Origin of the sequence: Pseudomonas brassicacearum subsp. brassicacearum, from assembly GCF_008801605.1 — a bacterium.
Taxonomy (GTDB): Bacteria; Pseudomonadota; Gammaproteobacteria; order Pseudomonadales; family Pseudomonadaceae; genus Aquipseudomonas; species Aquipseudomonas brassicacearum.
Genome location: NZ_VZPJ01000003.1, coordinates 439511 through 458816, shown reverse-complemented (window position 1 = coordinate 458816; position 19306 = coordinate 439511). Strand labels below are relative to the sequence as shown.

Genomic DNA, 19306 nt, shown 5'->3' with positions numbered 1-19306 from the left:
GTAGCCGTGGAAAGGGCGTTTGCTCCCGCTGGGCAGCGCCCGTAGGAGCTGTGTAGGAGCTGTCGAGTGCAACGAGGCTGCGATCTCTCCCCAGACACTTGAATCTCAAGCGAAAGATCAAAAGATCGCAGCCTTCGGCAGCTCCTACACAAACCCAGCGGGAGCAAGCTCCCTCGTCGTGGCTTTAAAGCGCCAACCCCGCCTTGACCCGATACTGATTTCGCACCGGCGTTGCGTATTGCAGCACCAGGAACGGTCGGTGTTCCGGCGGGCAAGCGTCCAGCCGGCGCTGCCATTCCTGCTCGGCCTTGGCCAGCTCTTCGGCACCGAACACCTCGGCCGCCTTAGGCACCTGCAACTGCGGATCGGCGTCGGCCCATTGGGCGTAAGCCAGGTAATGCACCGGGAACAGGCGGTAGCCGCCGAGAATCTGCCGGTCCATCTCCTGGGCCAATTGCTTGGTGTCCTCGAACAGCTCGGTGATGGGCGCGGCGAAGTTCACGTGGACCCGGCCCTTGTAGCCGGTGATGCCCTTGGCGATGCTCACGTCGTCCTCGCCCGGGGCCTTGGTGTAAGTGCCGGTGGTGGCGCGGATGTACAACTCGCGGGCCTTGGCCTGGTCGCACGGGTCGTATTCGTAGCTGATCGACACCGGCGTAAGGTTCAGTGACTGGATCACCTCGCCGAACGGCTCGTCCTTGCGGCTCATGTGGAACATCTTGAGGATCGCCGATTCGGTCCGGTCGTCACCGTCCTTGGCTCGTCCTTCGGCCTGGGCGATCCAGATCGAGGCGCAGTCGTTGCGGATCGAATGGTTGATGTACGCCGACAACAACTGGTACGCCGCCATTTTTTCTCGCCGCCCGGTGATGGAGCGGTGCACGATGAAGCTCTTGTTCAGGCGCATCAGGTCGCTGACAAAGGGCTTTTGCAGCAGGTTGTCGCCAATGGCGATGCGCGGGGTCGGCAGGCCGGCGTGGTAGACGGCGTAGTTGACGAAGGCCGGGTCCATCACGATATCGCGGTGGTTGGCGATGAACAGGTACGCACTGCCAGACTTGAATTGCTCCACCCCGGTATAGGTCACGCCATCGGTGGCGCGCTCGATGGTGTGGTCGACGTAGAACTCCACCTTGTCCTGCAGCGTGGCGACCGACGTCACACCGGCGAACTCACGACGCAATCTTTGCGCTATAAGAGGTTTGAGCATCCAGCCGAAGGCGCCGGCCAGGCGTGGGAAGCGGAAGTGGGTGAGGATATCTAGAAACGCCTTGTCGCCAAGCAGTCGTGCCAGCACCGCTGGGACTTCGCTGTCGTCGTAAGGTCGGATGGCATCGAATTCGCCCATCATGCTCTCTTGTTGGAAACGGCTAGGGTAAGTAAAAGGTTCTAACGAAAAAACGACAGGGCACGGTCAGGAAGATAAGCCAGACAAAAATAGCCCTGCAAATAGACCGGCGATTATACGCACAAGTCACCTGGGAGACCGCGATGCTGGAAAGCGCTCATTATGAATGTCCCTATTGTGGGGAGGACGTTGAGACATCCCTGGACTTGTCCGGCGGCGACCAGACCTACATCGAGGATTGTCAGGTGTGTTGCCGGCCAATCACCTTTGTGTTGCAGGTCCATGGTGAGGAATGGCATCTCGAGGTCTTCAGAGAAGACGACTGACGGGGGGCAACACCGATGCGGCGAATCTACGAGCTGGAAAGCCTGATGGAAGGCGAGTTGCTGCAAGGCATGCTTGCCAGCGAAGGCATCACGGCGCATCTGGTGGGGCGCGATTTGCTGGGCGGTGCGGGGGAGTTGCCGATGCAGGGCTTGCTGGGACTGGCGGTGGAGGATGACCAGGCGCAATACGCCCGGGAGTTGATCGCCGCGTACAATGCCGCACTGCCGTTGCCCGGCGATGAACCGGACAGCTATCCCGGCACGCTGGTCTGTTAGGCTGGCGGCCGTTTGTTCGATCAAGAGTCGTGTTGCCCCATGTGTGGACGTTATGCCCTGTTTCGCTGGAACCCCACCTTTGCAGCCCTGCCCGGTTTTCCCGCCGATCAGAAGGCTCAATGGAATATTTCGCCCAACGATTCGGTGTTGATCCTGCGGGCCGGCGCCGAGGGCCAGCGCGAACTGGCCCGGGCACGCTGGGGGCTGACGCCGCCATGGCTGACCGACCTGTCCCGCACCCCGGCCCATGCCCGGGCCGAAACCGTGGCCGAGCAGCCGATGTTCCGAGAGGCCTTGCGCCTGCGCCGTTGCCTGCTGCCGGCCAATGGTTTCTATGAGTGGCGCGGCGGCACGCGCAAGCGTCCGTACTGGTTGACGCCGGGGGAGGGTTCGTCGCTGTTTTTCGCCGCGATCTGGGAAGCGTATCCGGTGCAGGAACAGGTGTGGCTGAGCACGGCGGTCATCACCCAACCGGCGGCGGGTCAGCGCCGGCCGTTGATCCTGGACGAAGAAGGCCAGCGCCTGTGGCTCGATCCCGAGACACCGCTGCATGCCTTGCAAGGGCTGCTGGCAAGCGAGCCGACGGTACTGCGCGAGCGAGTGCTGGCCAACATGGTCAATGATCCGAAGCTCAATGGGCCGGAGTGCTTGACTCCGGCTTGAGCTTTGCGGCGCTTGTATTGGCCTTATCGTCGGATCGCCGCCCGGAGCAGGCTCGCTCCCACAATAGGCTGCGGGTGTTCACAAAAAATGTGTTCACCGCCATCCCCCTGTGGCGTTACTCGTGATGCGGTTCACCCAGGAAGGTCAACGAGGTGAACACGCCACGGGTGGCCACGTCCTTGTTGTCCTTGAGTGCAATTTCCATCTGCGCCGCGATCACATTCAAGCCTTCGTTGCGCACCAGCACCTTGGCCCGGCCTTCTGCGTCGGTTTCAGTCGATACGGTGTTCGGCGCGCTGCGGTAGTCACCCACCAGTTTCACACCCGCTGCCGGTTTGCCGTCCAGCAGCACCCGTACCGGCAATGACTGGCCTGGCCCTACGGTCAGCGGGTCGACTTCCGGCAGGATCACGAACTTGATCGGTGCAAGCGTCGGCAGTTTCGCCCCCGGCTCATAGATCGCCAGGCTGTACTTGAACGTGTGGGTCGACTCGATCGCCCCGGGCACTTTGCTGCGGCCTTCGTTGATCCACTTCTTGTCCGCCGTCTGGGACCACATGCCGTTGTCCAGCGCCACGGCCAGCACCGCCGGTGGCTTGAGCGGTTGCAGGCGGGCGTGGTCCGGCAGGCGCTCGACGGTGACGGGGATCATCTTGCCGACCTGATCATAGGCCCAGGCACCGCTGATTTTCTGCGCCTTGAAGGCATTGTCTTCGGCGCCGTGGCCGTAGATCACTTCGATGTTGCCGCGACGCTGTTCGGTCCACAGGCCATGGGCCGAGGCCTGTGTGGCCAGGAGCAGGCCGAGCAGGGCTAAGGTCTTGGGGTATTTCATGCGGATGTTCCTTTTACAGAGCGAGGGTGAGACTGACGGTGAAGTTGCGCGGCTCGCCGGGGGTGACCCAGTAGTTGCTGTAGGCGCGCTCGTAGTACTTTTCATCGAAGACGTTGTTCAGGTTCAGCCCCACGGTGACGTCATCGCTGGCCTTGTAATGGGCCAGCAGATCCACGGTGTGGTAGGCCGGCAGTTCGAAGTCCTTGCCCGCTTCGCCCGAGCGATCGCCGACGTACGTGAACGCCGCGCCAACATCCGAACCGCGCAGGTGCCCGTCCTGGAATTCGTAGACGCCCAGCAGGTTGCCGCTGTGTTTGGCGACGCCAAGGATCCGGCTGCCCGTGGGGATTTGCTCGTCACCCTTGGTCACTTCGGCATCGATGTAGGCGAAGGCGCCAATCACCCGCACGGCGTCGGTCACCTGCCCGGTGACTTGCAGGTCGATGCCCTGGCTGCGGGCCTTGCCCATGGCGCGGCTGAAGTCGGTCCCGGCGACCGGGCTCAGGACGTTTTCCTTCTCTATATGGAACGCCGCCAGGGTGGTGCTCAGGCGATCGTCGAACAATTCGCTCTTGATCCCCACTTCATAGCCGACGCCTTCCTCGGGGTCGAAGGATTTACCGCCGGCATCCAGGCCATTGTTGGGTTTGAACGAGGTGGAGGCGTTGGCGAACAGGCCAACCTCGGGCGTCAGTTGATACAGCAGGCCGGCCCGCTGCGTCAGGGCATCGTGGCGTTGGCGGTTGGTGCGATCGCGGGTGTGATCGTCGATGCTCTGCTCGAAATGCTCATAGCGCACGCCGAGCATGCCCCGCAGTTTGTCGGTGAAGACGATCTGGTCTTGCAGGTTCAGCGCGCGGCTTTGCACATATTCGAAGAAGTCGGTGCCGGTCCGAGTACCATTGGGTTTCGGCTGGCCGTAGATCGGCTGATAGATGTCTATGGGGTAGGTGCTGCCACCGATGGTGGTCACGCGCTCGTTCTTGCGGTAATCCTCATATTCGCTGCCGATCAGCAGTTCGTGTTGCCAGGGGCCGAGGTCGAACAGGCCGCGCAATTCCAGTTGGGTGATGCTGTCGTGCCAATTGTTGTCGCGCTCGCGATAGCGGCGGTTCACCGTGTGGCCATCGGCGTTCAGCGGGCGCGCTTCGGAGGCGAAGCCCCAGAGTTCACCCTGCTTGTAATGGCTGGCCAGGCGCAGTTGCCAGGTGTCGTTGAGCTGATGTTCGAGGGCGGCCTGGAGCATGTTGTTGTGATTGTCGATGTCGCCATCGTTGGGTTCGCCCAAAAAGGTCGAGCGGGAAACGCCGCTCCAGCGATTGTTCGGGGCGACGATGCCACGGTCGAACGTCGAGCTGTGGCGCACGATTTCGCTTTCCACCAGCAACCGGGTGTCGGGGTTCAATTGCCAGCTGATGGAAGGCGCGACGAAGACGCGCTGGCTGTCGACGTGATCGCGAAAGCTGTGGTTGTCCTCGACCGCCAGGTTGACCCGCGACAACAGGTTGCCTTCGGTGTCCAGTGGCCTGTTGACGTCCAGCGCGGTGCGGTAGCGATCCCAGCTGCCGGCGCTGGTTTGCAAGGTGGTGAAGGCTTCGGGCTGGGGTTTCTTGGTGACAATGTTCACCGTACCGCCGGGATCGCCACGGCCATACAGGCTGGCGGCTGGGCCCTTGAGCACTTCGATGCGTTCGATGTTCGCCGCGTCCGGCGTGCTCGGATAGCCACGGTTGGCGCTGAAACCATCCTTGTAGAATTCCGATGTCGTGAAGCCGCGCACGCTGTATTCGTAGAGCGTCAGGCCACCGAAGTTGTTCTGCTTCGATACACCGCCGGCGTATTCCAATGCTCGTTCGACGTTGGTGCTGCCCAGGTCCTTGAGCACGCTGGCGGGAATCACGCTGATCGATTGCGGGATGTCGCGCAGGGCCGTGTCGGTTTTGGTGGCGCTGGCAGAGCGGGTGGCGCGATAGCCCGTGACGGGGCCGGTGGGGGATTCGTAGTCGGACGTCACGTTGACGGCGTCCAGTTCCAGAGGCTGGACTTCTTCGGCGTAGGCGGGATCGGCGAGCAAGCCCAGGGCGAGACTGGCAACGGAAATCCGTTTCAGGGATGACATGTTATGTTGTTCCAATTTTTAGTATTGAAACAATATAACACTACTAATGAGAATTTATGCTATCTGTATTTTCAGGTGAATCAGGATGAGATGACCGTCCCCACGCTCTGCGTGGGAATGCATACCGTGACGCTCTGCGTCACTTCCAGCAGTGGAACGCAGAGCGTCCCAGGCGACATTCCCACGCAGGAGCGTGGGAACGATCGATTCGCGCTAGTCGGCTATGACGCGGCTTACTGCTCTTCCTTGAGCGCCACTGGTGCCGGCGGTGGGCGCAGGCCGATTTCAGCGGTGAGCTTGAGCTCCTTGCCGTTGCGCATGACCTGGATCGTCACCTTGTCAGTGGGCTTGATCCGCGCCACCTGGTTCATCGAGCGGCGGCCATCGCCGGCCGGTTCGCCATCGATGCTCAGGATCACATCGCCCAGTTGCAGGCCGGCCTTCTGCGCCGGGCCGTCGCGGAAAATCCCCGCCACCACGATGCCGGGCCGCCCGGACAAGCCGAAGGACTCCGCCAGTTCCTGGGTCAGCGGCTGGACTTCAATGCCCAGCCAGCCGCGAATCACCTGGCCGTGTTCGATGATGGACTTCATCACCTCCATCGCCAGCTTCACCGGAATGGCGAAACCGATACCCTGGCTGCCGCCGGACTTGGAGAAGATCGCCGTGTTGATCCCAGTCAGGTTGCCGTTGGCATCCACCAGCGCGCCGCCGGAGTTGCCGGGGTTGATCGCAGCGTCGGTCTGGATGAAATCCTCGTAGTTGTTCAGGCCCAACTGATTGCGCCCGGTGGCGCTGATAATGCCCATGGTCACGGTCTGGCCGACGCCGAACGGGTTGCCGATGGCCAGGGCCACGTCGCCGATGCGGATGCTGTCGGAGCGGCCGATGGTGATGGCCGGCAGGTTCTTGAGGTCGATCTTCAGCACCGCGAGGTCGGTTTCCGGGTCGCTGCCGATCACTCGGGCCAGGGTTTCGCGGCCGTCCTTGAGGGCCACCACGATCTGGTCGGCACCACTGGTGACGTGGTTGTTGGTCAAAATATAACCTTCCGGGCTCATGATCACGCCCGACCCCAGGCTCGACTCCATGCGCTTCTGCTTGGGCGAGTTGTCGCCGAAGAAGCGCCGGAATTGCGGGTCTTCGAACAATGGATGGCTGGGTTTGTTGATGACCTTGGTGGTGTACAGGTTCACCACGGCTGGCGCCGCGGTGGTCACGGCGTCGGCATAGGACACCGGCCCCTGTTGCACCGCCTTGGTTTGCGGCGCCTGTTGCAGGTTGACGTCGAGGCTCGGCAGGCCCACCCATTCCGGGTAGCGCTGGATAATCAGTAGAGCGACAAGCACGCCGGCCAACAGCGGCCAGCCGGAAAAACGCAGCGCCTTGAGCATTAAGCACGTCCTACAAAGGTTGCAGGCGGTATGAGACCGCCCATAATGTCGCGCATTATACGAGGCCGCGCGTGCCTCTGAACGGGATATTTAGGAGTCTTTTCATGGCCGTAGCCCTGAACACCCTGGTCGAAGAAGCGGACCGTTACCTGGCCAGCAGCCGGATTGCCGATTATTGCCCCAACGGCCTGCAGGTCGAAGGCGCGCCCCAGGTGATGCGCATCGTCAGTGGCGTCACCGCCAGCCAGGCTTTGCTTGACGCTGCCGTCGAGGCCGAGGCCGACCTGGTGCTGGTGCATCACGGTTATTTCTGGAAGGGCGAGAACCCTTGTATCACCGGCATGAAACAGCGTCGTCTCAAGACGTTGCTCAAGCATGATATCAGCCTGTTGGCCTACCACTTGCCTTTGGACCTGCACCCGGAGGTGGGCAATAACGTGCAGTTGGCCCGCCAATTGGACATCACCGTCGAGGGACCGCTGGATCCGGACAACCCCAAGATCGTCGGCCTGGTCGGCTCCCTGTCCGAACCGATGACGGCCCGGGATTTCGCGCGCAAGGTCCAGGAAGTCATGGGGCGTGAGCCGTTGTTGATCGAAGGCGAGCAGATGATCCGCCGGGTTGGCTGGTGCACGGGCGGTGGCCAGGGCTATATCGATCAGGCGGTGCTGGCCGGGGTTGACCTGTATCTCAGCGGCGAGGCGTCGGAGCAGACGTTCCACAGCGCGCGGGAAAACGGCATCAGCTTCATCGCCGCCGGGCATCATGCCACCGAGCGCTATGGCGTCCAGGCGCTGGGTGATTATCTGGCGCGACGCTTTGCCCTGGAGCACATCTTCATCGATTGCCCGAATCCCATCTGACTGTTTATAACCCCTGTGGGAGCGAGCTTGCTCGCGATAGCGGCGGATCAGCCGACATTAATATGGCTGACACACCGTCATCGCGAGCAAGCTCGCTCCCACAGAAAAGCGTGTGCGGGGCCCGAACCGGCAGGCATATCCATATGCTGTTTCGATCTAGTTGGCGCCCTGATTAGAAGAGGTCGCTGTGCTAGGATTCCCCGCTCGAACACGGCCCGCTGGCCGTTCATAAGAAAGTTTTCGTGAGTAGCCATGGTCGACAAACTGACGCATCTGAAACAGCTGGAGGCGGAAAGCATCCACATCATCCGCGAGGTGGCCGCCGAGTTCGATAACCCGGTGATGCTGTACTCCATCGGTAAAGACTCCGCCGTGATGCTGCACCTGGCACGCAAGGCGTTCTTCCCCGGCAAGCTGCCGTTTCCGGTGATGCATGTCGACACCCGCTGGAAATTCCAGGAAATGTACAAGTTCCGCGATCGCATGGTCGAGGAACTGGGCCTGGACCTGATCACCCATGTGAACCCGGACGGCGTGGCGCAGGGCATCAACCCATTCACCCACGGCAGTGCCAAGCACACCGACATCATGAAGACCGAAGGCCTCAAGCAGGCCTTGGACAAATATGGTTTCGACGCCGCGTTTGGCGGTGCCCGTCGCGATGAAGAGAAATCCCGCGCCAAGGAGCGCGTGTACTCGTTCCGTGACAGCAAGCATCGCTGGGACCCGAAGAACCAGCGCCCGGAGTTGTGGAACGTCTACAACGGCAAGGTCAACAAAGGCGAGTCGATCCGGGTATTCCCGCTGTCGAACTGGACCGAGCTGGACATCTGGCAGTACATCTACCTCGAAGGCATCCCGATCGTGCCGCTGTATTTTGCCGCCGAGCGTGAAGTGATCGAGAAGAACGGCACGCTGATCATGATCGACGACGAGCGCATCCTCGAGCACCTGTCCGACGAAGACAAAGCCCGTATCGTCAAGAAGAAAGTGCGTTTCCGTACCCTTGGCTGCTACCCGTTGACGGGCGCGGTGGAGTCCGAGGCTGAAAGCCTGACGGACATCATCCAGGAAATGCTCCTGACGCGAACTTCCGAGCGCCAGGGCCGGGTCATCGACCACGATGGCGCAGGCTCGATGGAAGATAAAAAACGTCAAGGTTATTTCTAAGGGGCTGTCATGTCGCATCAATCTGATTTGATCAGCGAGGACATCCTCGCCTACCTGGGCCAGCACGAGCGCAAAGAGCTGCTGCGTTTCCTGACCTGCGGTAACGTCGACGACGGCAAGAGCACCCTGATCGGGCGCCTGCTGCACGACTCCAAGATGATCTACGAAGATCATCTGGAAGCCATCACCCGCGATTCGAAGAAAGTCGGCACCACCGGTGACGATATCGACCTGGCGTTGCTGGTCGACGGCCTGCAGGCCGAGCGCGAGCAAGGCATCACCATCGATGTCGCCTACCGCTATTTCTCCACCGCCAAGCGTAAATTCATCATCGCCGATACCCCAGGCCATGAGCAGTACACCCGCAACATGGCTACCGGTGCCTCCACCTGTGACCTGGCGATCATCCTGGTGGACGCGCGCTACGGCGTGCAGACCCAGACCCGTCGCCACAGCTTCATCGCCTCGTTGCTGGGTATCAAGCACATCGTCGTGGCCATCAACAAGATGGACCTCAAGGACTTCGACCAGGGCGTGTTCGAGTCGATCAAGGCCGACTACCTGAAGTTCGCCGAAGGCTTGAAGATGAAGCCCACCAGCATGCACTTCGTGCCGATGTCCGCCCTCAAGGGCGACAACGTGGTGAACAAGTCCGAGCGTTCGCCGTGGTACACCGGCCAGTCGCTGATGGAAATCCTCGAGACGGTGGAAGTGGCGGGCGACCGTAACTTCACCGACCTGCGTTTCCCAGTGCAGTACGTCAACCGTCCGAACCTGAACTTCCGCGGTTTCGCCGGCACCCTCGCCAGCGGCATCGTGCACAAGGGCGACGAAGTGGTGGTGCTGCCCTCGGGCAAGAGCAGCCGCGTGAAATCCATCGTCACCTTCGAAGGCGAGCTGGAACAGGCAGGTCCTGGCCAGGCGGTAACGCTGACCATGGAAGACGAAATCGACATCTCCCGTGGCGACCTGCTGGTGCATGCCGACAACGTGCCGCCGGTCACCGACAGCTTCGAAGCGATGCTGGTGTGGATGGCTGAAGAGCCGATGCTGCCGGGCAAGAAATACGACATCAAGCGCGCCACCAGCTACGTGCCGGGCTCGATTGCCAGCATCGTCAACAAGGTGGATGTGAACACCTTGGAAGAAGGTCCGGCCAGCGCGTTGCAGCTCAACGAAATCGGCAAGGTGAAGATCGCCCTGGATGCGCCGATCGCCCTGGACGGTTACGAGAGCAACCGCACCACCGGCGCGTTCATCATCATCGATCGCCTGACCAATGGCACGGTCGGTGCCGGCATGATCGTCGCCCAGCCGCTGGCTCACGGCAGCAGCACGCACCACGGCAAGCTGGCCCATGTGTCGGTGGAGGAACGCGCCCAGCGTTTCGGCCAGCAGCCAGCCACGGTCCTGTTCAGTGGCCTGTCGGGCGCTGGCAAAAGCACGCTGGCCTATGCGGTCGAGCGCAAGCTGTTCGACTCGGGCCGTGCGGTCTTTGTCCTCGATGGCCAGAACCTGCGTCATGACCTGAACAAGGGCTTGCCGCAGGATCGCTCCGGACGTACCGAGAACTGGCGCCGTGCGGCTCATGTCGCCCGTCAGTTCAACGAAGCCGGCCTGCTGACCCTCGCCGCTTTTGTCGCCCCGGATGCCGAAGGCCGCGAACAGGCCAAGGCGCTGATCGGCAAGGAGCGTCTGCTGACCGTCTACGTCCAGGCCTCGCCAACGGTGTGTGCCCAGCGTGATCCGCAAGGGCTGTATGCCGCCGCTGGCGACAACATCCCGGGCGAATCCTTCCCGTATGACGTGCCGCTGGATGCCGACCTGGTGATCGACACCCAGTCGCTGACCCTGGAAGAGAGCGTCAAGCAGGTGCTCGATCTGCTGCGCAAGCGTGGGGCGATCTAAGGCAAGTCGCTGTAACTAAAAGCCCGCAGATGAGTGATCATCTGCGGGCTTTCTGTTGTCTGGAAGGACGCTATCGCGAGCAAGCTCGCTCCCACAATGGTCAGCGGTGGAGCAAATGTGGGAGCGAGCTTGCTCGCGATGAGGCCAGTGCAGCCACCTCAAGACTTGGCGGGATACTCCCGATGCATCTGCGCAAGCAACGCATCCTTGTCCTGCCACAACTGGTTGATCCAGCCCTGGAACTCCAGGCGATACACGCCATCCTGATCGTAGTTCTTGCCGATGAACTGCGGTGGGATCTTCAGTTCCTGGAAATGCACCACCACCTCTCCAACGTTGCCGCAGAGCAAATCCCAATACCCCGGACGACCGCCTGGATAATGAATGGTCACGTTGATGATCGACTCCAGCTGTTCACCCATGGCATCCAGTACAAACGCGATGCCGCCGGCCTTGGGCTTGAGCAGGTAGCGAAACGGTGACTGCTGCTGGGCGTGCTTGCCGTCGGTGAAGCGCGTGCCTTCGACGAAATTGAAAATGCCCACGGGGTTGTCGCGAAACTTCGCGCAGGTCTTGCGGGTGGTTTCCAGGTCCTTGCCTTTCTTTTCCGGATGCTTTTCCAGGTAAGCCTTGGAGTAGCGCTTCATGAACGGGAACCCCAGCGCCCACCAGGCCAGGCCGATCACCGGCACCCAGATCAGTTCCTGCTTGAGAAAGAACTTCAACGGCCGGATGCGTCGGTTCAGCACGTACTGCAAAACCATGATATCGACCCAGCTCTGGTGGTTGCTGGTGATCAGGTACGAATGCTGGTAGTCCAGGCCCTCCAGGCCGCTGAGGTGCCAGCGGGTACGACGCAGCAGGTTCATCCAGGCCTTGTTGTTGCTGATCCAGGCTTCGTGGATGTGGCCCATCAACCAGTCGGTGAAGCGCTGGGCAGCGGGGAAGGGCAGCAGCAATTTGAAAATCGCCACGATGAACAGCGGCGTGCAGCAGGCGATGGTGTTCAGCGCCAATAGCAGCGAGGCAATGACGCCGCGCAAGGGGGCAGGCAAGAAGTCCAGCATTTAAATGTCCAAAGGTCGGTTGGCGGCTTGGATCGCGGTCAGGGCGATGGTGTACACGATGTCGTCGACCTGGGCGCCGCGCGGCAAGTCATTCACCGGTTTGCGCAAGCCTTGCAGCATCGGCCCGAGGCTGACGCAATCGGCGCTGCGCTGCACGGCCTTGTGAGTGGTGTTGCCGGTGTTGAGGTCCGGGAAGATGAACACCGTCGCCCGGCCGGCCACCTGACTGTTGGGCGCCAATTGCCGTGCCACGGTTTCGTTGGCGGCGGCGTCGTATTGCAGCGGACCATCGATCAACAGACCGTGCTGGGCCTCGTGGGCCAGCAGGGTGGCTTCGCGAACTTTTTCCACTTCTTCGCCACTGGCCGACTCACCGCTGGAGTAGCTGAGCATCGCCACCCGCGGTGTGATGCCGAACGCGGCGGCCGAGTCGGCACTTTGCAGGGCGATTTCCGCCAGCTCCGCAGCGCTGGGGTGAGGGTTCATCACGCAGTCGCCGTAGACCAGCACTTCTTCGGGGAACAGCATGAAAAACACCGAGGACACCAGTGAGCATCCTGGCGCGGTCTTGATCAGTTGCAGGGCCGGACGGATGGTGTTGGCGGTGGAGTGGATGACGCCGGATACCAGCCCGTCCACTTCATCCAGGGCCAGCATCATGGTGCCGATGACCACGGTGTCTTCCAGTTGCTGCTCGGCCATCGGTGCGTTCAGGCTCTTGCTCTTGCGCAACCTCACCATCGGTTCGACGTAGCGTTCGCGAATCGAATCCGGGTCGAGAATCTCCAGGCCCGGCGGCAGTTCGATGCCTTGGGCGCGGGCCACCGCTTCGACGTCGGCCGGTTTTGCCAGCAACACGCAGCGGGCAATGCCCCGGGCCTGGCAAATGGCGGCGGCCTGGACGGTCAACGGTTCGCTGCCCTCGGGCAGCACGATGCGTTTGTTGGCGGCCTGGGCGCGCTGGATCAACTGATAGCGGAACACCGCTGGCGACAGGCGCATTTCCCGTGGCGTGCCGCAGCGCTGGTGCAGCCACTTGGCGTCCAGGTGGCTGGCGACGAAATCGGTGATGATCTCCGCACGTTCGCGGTCATCGATGGGGATTTCCTTGTTCAAGCCGTTGAGCAGGTTGGCGGTGTCGTAGGAACCGGTGCTCACCGACAGCACCGGCAACCCCGCCTGCAAGGCGCCGCGACACAAGTCCATGATGCGCGGGTCGGGCAGGGTGTCGCTGGTCAGCAGCAGGCCGGCCAGCGGCACGCCATTGAGCGCCGCCAGGCTCACGGCCAGGATGATGTCGTCGCGATCGCCGGGGGTCACCACCAGCACGCCGGGCTTGAGCAGTTCCACGGTGTTGCGCATGGTACGGGCGCAAATGATGATGTTGCTCATGCGCCGGCTTTCGTAGTCGCCGGCATTGAGCACCTGCGCGCCCATCAGGTCGGCCACGTCGCGGGTGCGCGGAGCGTTGAGCTCGGGGCGAAACGGGATGCAGCCGAGCAGGCGGAAATCGCCGCTGCGCAGCAAGGGCGAGTGCTCCTTGAGCCGTGCGGAAAACGCCTCCATGCTTTCGTCGGTGCGGACCTTGTTCAGGATCACTCCGAGAACTTTCGGGTCCTTCGGCCCGCCAAACAACTGTGCCTGCAATTCTACCCGGCCAGACAGTTCGGTCAGCACTTCGTTTTCCGGCGCCGACACCAGGATGACCTCGGCGTCCAGGCTCTTGGCCAGGTGCAGGTTGACCCGGGCGGCGTAGCTGGCGTTGCGGGTCGGGACCATGCCTTCGACGACCAGCACGTCCTTGCCGATGGCCGCCTGCTGATAAAGGGTAATGATTTCTTCCAGCAGCTCATCGAGCTGGCCGTCGCCGAGCATGCGCTCGACGTGCGCCAGGCCCAGGGGCTGCGGCGGCTTGAGGCCGTGGGTGCGGGCCACCAGCTCGGTGGAGCGTTCCGGCCCGGTGTCGCCGGGGTGAGGTTGGGCAATGGGTTTGAAAAAGCCGACTTTCAGTCCGGCCCGTTCAAGGGTACGCACCAGCCCGAGGCTGATGGAGGTCAGGCCCACACCAAAATCGGTGGGCGCGATAAAAAAAGTTTGCATGCGAATTCTCTAAGGGGGAATGGCGCGGCCTATGACTGGCCGTCTACCCACAATTCAGTCGTCAAGGTTATCGCTAACCGGGCCTTGAGCGCACCAGCCGCAATCAAAGGGCTGGCCTATTTTTTCAATACGTTGCCCGGGGTCCTGCACCCAGGCCCGGGACTGCCACGGTGGCTGGTGACGCAGATGCTGAGTATGGCCACAAGACAGCTCGGCCACCCAGTGCCCGTCCTCGTCCTGATGGAAACCGGTGACCGTCGGTCTGTTCGGGCAAGTCCGTTTGTCCGGGTTCCGTTCGCTTTCGGGCAAATCCTTGTTTAGACTTGTCCGTTCTTCATTCTTATGCAAAAGGTCTCGCCCCATGCTGATCGCCGCCAATAAGGCTGTCTCCATCGACTATACCCTGACCAACGACGCTGGTGAGGTCATCGACAGCTCTGCCGGCGGCGCTCCGCTGGTCTACCTGCATGGCGCAGGCAACATCATCCAGGGCTTGGAAAAAGCCCTGGAAGGCAAAACGGTCGGTGACGACCTGAACGTTACCGTCGAGCCGGAAGACGCCTATGGCGAATACTCCGCCGAACTGGTCAGCACCCTGAGCCGCAGCATGTTCGAAGGCGTCGATGAGCTGGAAGTGGGCATGCAGTTCCACGCTTCCGCCCCCGATGGCCAGATGCAGATCGTCACCATTCGCGACCTGGAAGGCGACGATGTCACCGTTGACGGCAACCACCCGCTGGCTGGCCAGCGCTTGAACTTCAAAGTCAAGATCGTCGACATCCGTGACGCCAGCCAGGAAGAAATCGCCCATGGTCACGTCCATGGCGAAGGCGGCCATCACCACTGATTTGTGCGCTACGCTCAAATGACCAGTGAACTGGAAAGGCGCCATACGGCGCCTTTTTAGTCGGTTGCTGTTAGCATCAACCACGGCTGTTTCGAAAAGATCCGCAAACCTGGAGTTCGTCATGAGTGCTTTCCACGACCTTAAACTCAAAGCCCTGGATGGTCAGGAGCTTGCTCTGGCGCCGTTCAAGGGGCAAGTCGTGCTGGTGGTCAACGTCGCCTCCAAATGTGGCCTGACGCCTCAATACGCGGCGCTGGAAAATCTCTATCAGCAATACAAGGCCAAGGGGTTCAGCGTGCTGGGCTTGCCCTGCAATCAGTTCGCCGGGCAGGAACCGGGAACCGAGCAGGAAATCCAGGACTTTTGCAGCCTCAACTACGGCGTGACGTTCCCGCTGTCCAGCAAGCTGGACGTGAACGGCCCCGGTCGTCATCAGCTCTATCGCCTGTTGGCGGGCGAGGGCGCCGAGTTTCCCGGAGACATTACCTGGAACTTCGAGAAGTTCCTGGTCGGCAAGGACGGTCGCGTGCTGGTACGTTTCTCACCGCGCACGGCGCCGGATGATCCTGCCGTGATCCAGGCGATCGAAAAAGCGCTGGCTTGATCCTCAAGAAATTGCAGATGTAGGAACTGCCGAAGGCTGCGATCTTTTGATCTTTTGATCTTTTGATCTTTTGATCTTTCGCTTGAGACTCAAGTGTTTGGGGAAAGATCGCAGCCTCGTTGCACTCGACAGCTCCTACACAGCTCCTACTCGGCGCCCTTTTGATCCTTAATCACTCCAATCAATAGTGCTACCGAGCGCCACGGACTCCACATATTATCGTCGTCATATCGACCTGCGACCTTGTCCCGTGGAGTGCCTCATGCCTGCAAAAGCCCTGTTCAAACCTTTCCACCTCGGCGCGCTCGAGTTGCCGACCCGGGTGGTGATGGCGCCAATGACCCGTTCGTTTTCGCCGGGCGGCGTTCCGAACGCCAAGGTCATCGAGTATTACCGTCGCCGCGCGGCGGCCGGGGTCGGCCTGATCATCACCGAGGGCACGACGGTGGGGCACAAGGCTTCCAACGGCTACCCGAACGTGCCGCATTTCTATGGCGACGCCGCGTTGGCCGGCTGGAAGAAAGTGGTTGATGCGGTACACGCCGAAGGCGGCAAGATCGTTCCACAGCTGTGGCATGTGGGCAGTGTGCGACGCATCGGCACCGAGCCGGACGCCAGCGTGCCGGGCTATGGCCCGACCGAAAAGCTCAAGGACGGCCAGGTGGTGGTCCACGGTATGACCCAGGCGGACATTGACGAGGTAATCGCCGCGTTCGCCCAGGCGGCAAAAGACGCTCAAGGCATCGGCATGGACGGGGTGGAAATCCACGGTGCCCACGGCTATCTGGTGGACCAGTTCTTCTGGGAAGGCAGCAACCAGCGCACCGACGGTTACGGCGGCAGCCTGGCCAACCGTTCGCGCTTTGCGATCGAATTGATCCGTGCCGTGCGCGCGGCGGTGGGCGAGGGTTTCCCGATCATTTTCCGCTTCTCCCAATGGAAACAGCAGGACTACACCGCGCGTCTGGTGCAGACCCCTGAAACCCTGGGCGAATTCCTCAAGCCATTGTCTGACGCCGGCGTGGATATTTTCCACTGCTCGACACGGCGCTTCTGGGAGCCGGAGTTTGAAGGCTCCGAGCTGAACCTGGCCGGCTGGACCCGCAAGCTCACCGGCAAGCCCACCATCACCGTTGGCAGCGTCGGCCTGGACGGCGAGTTCCTGCAGTTCATGGTCAACACCGACAAAGTCGCGCAACCGGCCAGCCTGGAAAAACTGCTGGAGCGCCTGAACAACGACGAGTTCGACCTGGTGGCGGTGGGGCGCGCGCTGCTGGTGGATCCGGACTGGGCGCAGAAAGTGCGCGAAGGGCGGGAGCAGGATATCTTGCCGTTCAGTCGCGAGGCGTTGATGACCCTGGTTTAAGCGGCGCCTTGTTGGGCCTCATCGCGGGCAAGCCTTGCTCCCACATTGATCTTCAGCGAACACATTGTGCGTGAACGACTGACAACTCTGTGGGAGCAAGGCTTGCCCGCGATGCTTTTCAGCGCTGCGACACTGCCTGGGGCAGCGACGATTCGACCTGGCAAACCCCCCGCAACTGCGCCTCGAACTGCTCGATCACCGATGCCCAACCCTGGCGACTGGCATGCTGGCGCGCATTGAGCCGCACGCAACGCAAAGTCTCGCGCTCTTCCAGCAGCCAACGGGCGGCATCGCAGAACGCCTCCTCATCCCCCGGCATTGCCAGCACGCCGTTGTAGCCGTGGCGAATGTGTTGGGCCGCCGCAGCCTGATCGTAGGCCACCACGCCCAGCCCGGACGCCAGCGCCTCCAGCACCACATTGCCGAAGGTTTCGGTCAGGCTCGGAAAGACAAACACATCCCCGGACGCATAATGACTGGCCAGCGCCTCGCCGCGTTGCGAGCCACAAAAGATCGCTTCGGGCAGTTCCTGCTCCAGGGCGGAGCGCTGCGGGCCGTCGCCGATCACCACCAATTTCATCCGTCGCCCCGGGAAAGCGCTGCACAGCGTGGCGAAACTGCGCTTGAGCAGCCCGAGGTTTTTCTCCGGAGCCAGGCGTCCGACGTGGATCACGGCGATGTCATCGTCGCCCAGGCCCCACGCCTCACGCAGGCTCGTCGAGCGCTTGACCGGATGAAACAGTTGGCTGTCCACGCCGCGCGAGAGCAGCGCCACGCGCTCGAAATGTCGTCGCTCCAGTTCCAGGCGCTGGCTGAGGCTGGGCACCAGGGTCAGGCTGGAGCGGTTGTGAAACCAGCGCAGGTAATGGGTGAGCACGCGACTCAACAGCCCGAGGCCGTACTGCTGGGTGTATTGCTGGAAATTGGTGTGGAAGCCGCTGACCACCGAGATGCCCAAGCGTCGTGCCGCGCGCAGTGCCGACAAACCCAGCGGCCCTTCGGTGGCGATGTACAGCACGTCTGGACGATGGCGTTTCCAGCGCCTGAGCAGTTTGTGCATCGACGCCTGGCCCCACTGCAAACCTGGATAGCCCGGCAACGGCCAGCCCCGGCACAGTAGCAATTGCCCGTCACTGGCCTGGCGTTGGTCATCGACCTGGCGCGGCCGTATCAGCTCGACCTGATGCCCGCGGGCGCGCAGGCCGTCGTACAGGCGGCCCAGGGTATTGGCCACGCCATTGATTTCCGGCGGGAAGGTTTCGGTGATCAGGGTAATGTGCAGAGGTGTGGTCATGACCCCAGTGTCGACCGGGGCCATTTCGTCATTGTGACGACAAGATGATGGATTTGTGACCGGCTCAGCCCTGGCGGGCCAACGCGGTCTCGGCGCCTTGCTCACGGACCCAGAACAACGTCGCGCCGGCCACCGCTGCCGGCATCATCAGGATGTTGACCACCGGGATCAGCAGCACCAGGTACACGCTGGCGCCAAAGCCCAGGCTCTGCCAGCGTTTTTCCCGCAGCCAGGCGAGCATCTCGTTCCAGCCCAGCTTGTGGTTGTCCGCCGGGTAGTCGATGTACTGGATCGCCATCATCCACACGCCGAACAGCAGCCACAGCGGTGCCGCCACCAGATTGACCACGGGGATGAACGACAGCACGAACAAGCCCAGGGCGCGGGGCAGGAAATAGCCGAGCTTGCGCGCTTCCCGGCCGAGGGTTCGCGGGATCATGGCGATCAACTCGGCCCAACTGAAGGCCGGGAAGTCGTCGGTGCCACGGATGACCACTTCGACTTTTTCCGCAAGAAAGCCGTTGAACGGTGCGGCGATGACGTTGGCGAGCATGGTGAAGGTGAAAAACACCATCAGCACGACGAGCACCACGAACAGCGGCCAGAGCACATAGCTGAGGAAACTGAGCCAGTCCGGCAGCGACGGCATCAGCGTATCGACCCACAGGCTGAACTGATGGCCGGCCAGGTAAATCAATCCGACGAACAGCACCAGGTTGATCGCCAGGGGCAAGAGTACGAACAAGCGCAGGCCCGGGCTCAAGACCAGCTTGAGGCCCTCTCGCAAATATTGCGGGCCGGACAGGACGGGGGCGGGCATAGGTGGCTCCGAGCGAAGGTGAACGCGCCGACCTTACCGGCTTTGCCCCGCCCGGGAAAGCGGCGACATGGCGTGTAACAACGTTTCTTGAGGCGAAGGCACCTATTGAAGGGACCGCTGGGGATAGAGCTCACCTATGAGCTGGATTGTTAAACCGTATTTCCTTAATCTTCGCTCCCTCGATACGCTGCACCCATTCTTTTCCAGGACCGTCGAACCCAAGCCTTCCCCAAGTGCGTCAACGGTCCTTTTTTATTCACGCCGCTCACCCGGCGTTCCGGCCCGCAAGGTCCGGTCAACAGGAGC

The 19306-nt window shown here is 61.6% G+C and carries 18 protein-coding genes; 9 read left to right on the top strand and 9 right to left on the bottom strand.

The annotated features are described in order from the left end of the window. Positions 1-184 precede the first annotated feature (184 nt). A complete protein-coding gene (locus F7R20_RS10670; RefSeq protein ID WP_032833016.1) occupies positions 185-1351 on the bottom strand; it encodes a 1-acyl-sn-glycerol-3-phosphate acyltransferase in 1167 nt (388 codons plus the stop codon). A 140-nt stretch (positions 1352-1491) separates the two neighbouring features. Between F7R20_RS10670 and F7R20_RS10665 the strand changes: the two genes are divergently transcribed. The 3 genes from F7R20_RS10665 to F7R20_RS10655 are packed head-to-tail and all read left to right on the top strand — an operon-like array spanning position 1492 to position 2613. Beyond that, positions 1492-1674, top strand: coding sequence for a CPXCG motif-containing cysteine-rich protein (locus F7R20_RS10665; RefSeq protein ID WP_003205483.1), 183 nt, complete (start codon positions 1492-1494; stop codon positions 1672-1674). Between the two features lie 15 nt (positions 1675-1689). Beyond that, positions 1690-1950 (top strand): putative signal transducing protein, encoded by a 261-nt coding sequence (locus F7R20_RS10660; RefSeq protein WP_003205482.1) that lies wholly within the window; start codon positions 1690-1692, stop codon positions 1948-1950. A gap of 39 nt (positions 1951-1989) precedes the next feature. After that, positions 1990-2613 (top strand): SOS response-associated peptidase, encoded by a 624-nt coding sequence (locus tag F7R20_RS10655; protein ID WP_003205480.1) that lies wholly within the window; start codon positions 1990-1992, stop codon positions 2611-2613. Positions 2614-2728: 115 nt separating this feature from the next. Here F7R20_RS10655 and F7R20_RS10650 read toward each other — a convergent pair whose 3' ends face one another. The 3 genes from F7R20_RS10650 to algW all read right to left on the bottom strand — a co-directional run bounded on the left by F7R20_RS10650 (position 2729) and on the right by algW (position 6961). Next, positions 2729-3448 (bottom strand): DUF4198 domain-containing protein, encoded by a 720-nt coding sequence (locus F7R20_RS10650; RefSeq protein WP_003205479.1) that lies wholly within the window; start codon positions 3446-3448, stop codon positions 2729-2731. Positions 3449-3461: 13 nt separating this feature from the next. Further along, a complete protein-coding gene (locus F7R20_RS10645) occupies positions 3462-5567 on the bottom strand; it encodes a TonB-dependent siderophore receptor (RefSeq protein WP_003205478.1) in 2106 nt (701 codons plus the stop codon). A 233-nt stretch (positions 5568-5800) separates the two neighbouring features. Further along, positions 5801-6961: a Do family serine endopeptidase AlgW gene (gene algW / locus F7R20_RS10640; protein ID WP_003205476.1), complete on the bottom strand. Its 1161-nt coding sequence runs from the start codon at positions 6959-6961 to the stop codon at positions 5801-5803. A gap of 104 nt (positions 6962-7065) precedes the next feature. On the opposite strand from algW, the gene F7R20_RS10635 reads away from it, so the two are divergent. The 3 genes from F7R20_RS10635 to cysN all read left to right on the top strand — a co-directional run bounded on the left by F7R20_RS10635 (position 7066) and on the right by cysN (position 10902). Beyond that, positions 7066-7824 carry a Nif3-like dinuclear metal center hexameric protein gene (locus F7R20_RS10635; protein ID WP_003205474.1) on the top strand — a complete coding sequence of 253 codons (759 nt, stop codon included), beginning with the start codon at positions 7066-7068 and terminating at the stop codon, positions 7822-7824. Between the two features lie 252 nt (positions 7825-8076). After that, on the top strand, positions 8077-8994 hold the full coding sequence (cysD, locus tag F7R20_RS10630) for a sulfate adenylyltransferase subunit CysD (RefSeq protein WP_003178041.1): 918 nt from the start codon (positions 8077-8079) through the stop codon (positions 8992-8994). Positions 8995-9003: 9 nt separating this feature from the next. After that, positions 9004-10902 carry a sulfate adenylyltransferase subunit CysN gene (cysN, locus tag F7R20_RS10625; protein WP_003205472.1) on the top strand — a complete coding sequence of 633 codons (1899 nt, stop codon included), beginning with the start codon at positions 9004-9006 and terminating at the stop codon, positions 10900-10902. Between the two features lie 158 nt (positions 10903-11060). On the opposite strand, the gene F7R20_RS10620 is transcribed toward cysN, so the two are convergent. From F7R20_RS10620 to F7R20_RS10610, 3 genes are read right to left on the bottom strand one after another with little or no spacing between them, the layout of a single operon-like run. Next, positions 11061-11969, bottom strand: a complete 909-nt coding sequence (locus F7R20_RS10620; protein WP_003205471.1) for an acyltransferase — start codon at positions 11967-11969, stop codon at positions 11061-11063. Beyond that, positions 11970-14069: a phosphate acetyltransferase gene (pta, locus tag F7R20_RS10615; protein WP_003205469.1), complete on the bottom strand. Its 2100-nt coding sequence runs from the start codon at positions 14067-14069 to the stop codon at positions 11970-11972. Between the two features lie 54 nt (positions 14070-14123). Continuing rightward, positions 14124-14462 (bottom strand): DUF3565 domain-containing protein, encoded by a 339-nt coding sequence (locus F7R20_RS10610; protein WP_013694198.1) that lies wholly within the window; start codon positions 14460-14462, stop codon positions 14124-14126. Between F7R20_RS10610 and F7R20_RS10605 the strand changes: the two genes are divergently transcribed. The 3 genes from F7R20_RS10605 (at position 14431) to F7R20_RS10595 (ending at position 16886) form a co-directional block, all read left to right on the top strand. Continuing rightward, positions 14431-14916 carry an FKBP-type peptidyl-prolyl cis-trans isomerase gene (locus F7R20_RS10605; protein WP_003205467.1) on the top strand — a complete coding sequence of 162 codons (486 nt, stop codon included), beginning with the start codon at positions 14431-14433 and terminating at the stop codon, positions 14914-14916. The two genes, F7R20_RS10610 and F7R20_RS10605, sit on opposite strands and share 32 nt — an antisense overlap. 121 nt (positions 14917-15037) lie before the next feature. After that, positions 15038-15520 carry a glutathione peroxidase gene (locus tag F7R20_RS10600; protein WP_003205465.1) on the top strand — a complete coding sequence of 161 codons (483 nt, stop codon included), beginning with the start codon at positions 15038-15040 and terminating at the stop codon, positions 15518-15520. A gap of 262 nt (positions 15521-15782) precedes the next feature. Next, positions 15783-16886 (top strand): NADH:flavin oxidoreductase, encoded by a 1104-nt coding sequence (locus F7R20_RS10595; protein WP_003205464.1) that lies wholly within the window; start codon positions 15783-15785, stop codon positions 16884-16886. A gap of 118 nt (positions 16887-17004) precedes the next feature. On the opposite strand, the gene F7R20_RS10590 is transcribed toward F7R20_RS10595, so the two are convergent. Beyond that, the gene (locus tag F7R20_RS10590) at positions 17005-18204 is read right to left on the bottom strand and encodes a glycosyltransferase family 4 protein (RefSeq protein ID WP_003205462.1); all 1200 of its coding nucleotides are present in this window, start codon (positions 18202-18204) and stop codon (positions 17005-17007) included. Between the two features lie 40 nt (positions 18205-18244). Further along, entirely contained in the window at positions 18245-19000 is a 756-nt protein-coding gene (gene cysZ / locus F7R20_RS10585; RefSeq protein ID WP_003205460.1) for a sulfate transporter CysZ, read from the bottom strand. Between the last annotated feature and the right edge of the window lie 306 nt (positions 19001-19306).